Annotated in this window: 3 protein-coding genes; 1 reads left to right on the forward strand and 2 read right to left on the reverse strand. The window is 37.1% G+C overall.

Features of this window, described 5'->3' with window-relative positions; translation table 11 throughout:
* Positions 1–164: 164 nt before the first annotated feature.
* A complete protein-coding gene (locus GQR53_RS20080) occupies positions 165–470 on the reverse strand; it encodes a hypothetical protein (protein ID WP_010555472.1) in 306 nt (101 codons plus the stop codon).
* A gap of 1498 nt (positions 471–1968) precedes the next feature.
* Positions 1969–2382 (reverse strand): IS200/IS605 family transposase, encoded by a 414-nt coding sequence (gene tnpA / locus GQR53_RS20090; RefSeq protein ID WP_010555474.1) that lies wholly within the window; start codon positions 2380–2382, stop codon positions 1969–1971.
* Positions 2383–2406: 24 nt separating this feature from the next.
* Between tnpA and GQR53_RS21605 the strand changes: the two genes are divergently transcribed.
* On the forward strand, positions 2407–2855 hold a 449-nt coding region (locus tag GQR53_RS21605), incomplete at its 3' end, for a helix-turn-helix domain-containing protein (RefSeq protein ID WP_240917522.1).

Here is a 2855-nt window from a genome sequence, read left to right on the forward strand (position 1 = left end):
TTGGAAAACTGCCAAATGTTAAATGACTGGTTGGTAGATCTAAACTAACGCTTGGCTTAAAGGATCGAGAGATAGGGTATCGCTGACAATAATACTTAACCCATTGATTGATTTTCGCATGTCGGTGAATCCCGTGACCAAGTAAACTTGGTGGGTGCAAGGTGTCACAGTACGCTCAATAATTTGGCGAGTGCTTGGTGCGCTAATGTCGACTCGAAGTCTATTTGATAGCCGTTTGGTGTGGTGAGTTTAATGATTGAAGGGTGTGTAAAGGCTTGCTCATGAATAACAAACGGGATCACCTGTTGCTTTTTAACCCTTATCGTTTCGTCAGAAAGGCGTTTACGCCAAACATAGAAAGTCGATGCGTTAATGTTGTTATCACGACAAAATTGAATGATGGCTAAACCACTCGATTTTTGCTGCTCAAAAATGCCTTGCCAGTGTTTTATTTTTTGCTGTTTATTCATAATTACCTCAGGTTAATATGCTGAGTAAATTATGCATAGGTAGCATTAATATTGGTATGTGGGTTTAATTGCGCGCTTACCCTTATTTTCAAGCAAGAGTTTCCTGACACTATGAATATTGACTTATGCTAAACAGTATAAGCTATTACAAAATAAAAATATTTTTTAAAAATTTAATATTATATTGTAAAAAATGAAATGCGTTTCACTCACATAGATTAGGTGGAAAAATTAACTATGCCACTATAATTTCACACTGCTAAGTGTGAGAAAACGTATTATTCTGAGTTAGAAACGGCCTAGTGAAAGCAGGGAATTCTACATTGAGTATTCACTATTTCACCGATTGCGCGTGAAGCTACGATAAAAATCGCTGATTTGAGCGCGCCAAATCCGTTCACTGGTTGTCATTTTAACGCGTAAAACAGCCTTAAATTTGGTAAAAAAGTGCCTGACCACATAATAAAAAAGTGTATTTTTTCACTTTTTCATCTCAGACTTTTAGCTGCTAAGACTCTATTAAATAGCCATATTGAGACACGGTGAATCCTTTTTTATGGGCATTATTTAATATGTTGGCATATTAAAAAGTGAATTTTTACACTTTTTTATCTCAGACTTTTAGTGTGCTAGCGTGTCGTAAATAGCCAGATTGAGACACTTCTCACTCGCATTTTTCACGATTAAAACTGTCTCAAATGTTAAAAATTAGACGTTTTTCTGTCTCATTTAAAAAGCCAAATAGCGCGCAAAGCCTTGCTGTGTAAGGGCTGTCGGGGAGGGTGGTGTTTTCTTCTAATCTTAGCCTGGGTTAAAGTTTGTAAAATGATAAAAGAAGATGCGATTAAAGTATCCAAGCAACTCACTGAACCATAGCCTTGGAGAAAGCAGAGGCAGCCCTTTTTATGTCTCTGTATGGATTTTCCGACTCAATAAAAATTTCTTGCCACTCACTTGCAAAAATTGTTACTGGGTTGGAGATGCCAAACAAATAACTTAGAGGCTCTAATTTCGACAATGCTAATGTTCTCAAGCGCATGGCGCTGAGAGGCATATTATAGGAAGCATTAATTAATTTGTTAGGCATATTAATCATGGTAATACTTTTCTCCTGAAGTGAATTTTTTATATCTTTTCACTTATCGAAACTAAAGTAACGACCATTTGACCATATTTACGTTTTTTACACTTAGCACCTTATTGAACACCATTTTAATGGTTTAACGCACCAAAATTGCATATATTACATACCTTAATAACTCCATTAATATGCCGGTTAACAATGTTATGGGACAGATTAAGAGTCAAATCATCAAAACAAAAACAAGTTTAACTTTTCTATATCTGGTTATCGCTCAAAGCTGTCATTCTTCTTCTAAATTCCAACTTTAAGCTATCTGATCTACCCAATAGCGCCAAGTGCTCCATCTAAATCTAATGAGCCAAAGCGAGTTAATTTAGGTGGTGGTGAAAGGCGCACCACCACGAAGTGGTGGCTTTAATCAAATCCTTCCTGCTGAGCTAAATATTGCTTCACGATTTCAAGTGGTGCACCTCCGCAACTAACCAGACAATAACTTCTGCTGTAAAAAACTGGCTTCCAGTAAAACTCACCCAAGTGTTCGGAAAACTCCTTTCGCACAAGTCTTGATGTAGCAGTTTTTAAACTGTTCACCATTTTACTTGGTTGCATCTTGGGATTAGCAGAAATTAAAAGGTGAAGGTGATCTGACTCACCATTGCACTCCAAAAGCTCACAATCCCAAGATTTTAACAACCTTTTGTACTGAGATTCTAAGTACGCGGCAACCTCTGGCGTGATACAGCGATGACGATATTTAGTTACAAGAACTAAATGATAGTGAATATTATAAACGCTGTGATACAGCGTTTTTAGGGCTTGTTTTTTCATAACCACTAAATATAATTAGTTGTTATGAAAAAAGCAATCCGTAAAGTTACATATAAAATGAAACCATCAGTTTCTCAAGAAGAATCGCTGATGGATTTGTTTGTCCACCATCACCAGTTGTACAACTGGGCTTTACGTGATCGCATCGAAACATATCGTGATTCTAATTACAGTCTTAATTTTCACGAACAGTGCAAAATCAACACTCTGTGGCGTAATAATCGTAAAGCGCATGGCATTTTCAATGCTAATGCTCAGAGTGAGCAAGTCACATTAAAACGTGTTGCACTGGCTTTTGACGGTTTTTTTAGACGGCTCAAAAAAGGTGATAAGAAAGCTGGATTCCCACGTTTTAAACCATTTCAACGCTTTAAAGGTTGGGGCTACAAGGCTCATGGTGATGGTTGGAAGCTCAACCTGAAAGAAAAAAAGCATGGTGCTGTTTATTTGGCTGATGTTGGTATCGTTAAGAT

Source organism: Pseudoalteromonas sp. Z9A6 (genome assembly GCF_011378805.1).
GTDB classification, from domain to species: domain Bacteria; phylum Pseudomonadota; class Gammaproteobacteria; order Enterobacterales; family Alteromonadaceae; genus Pseudoalteromonas; species Pseudoalteromonas distincta.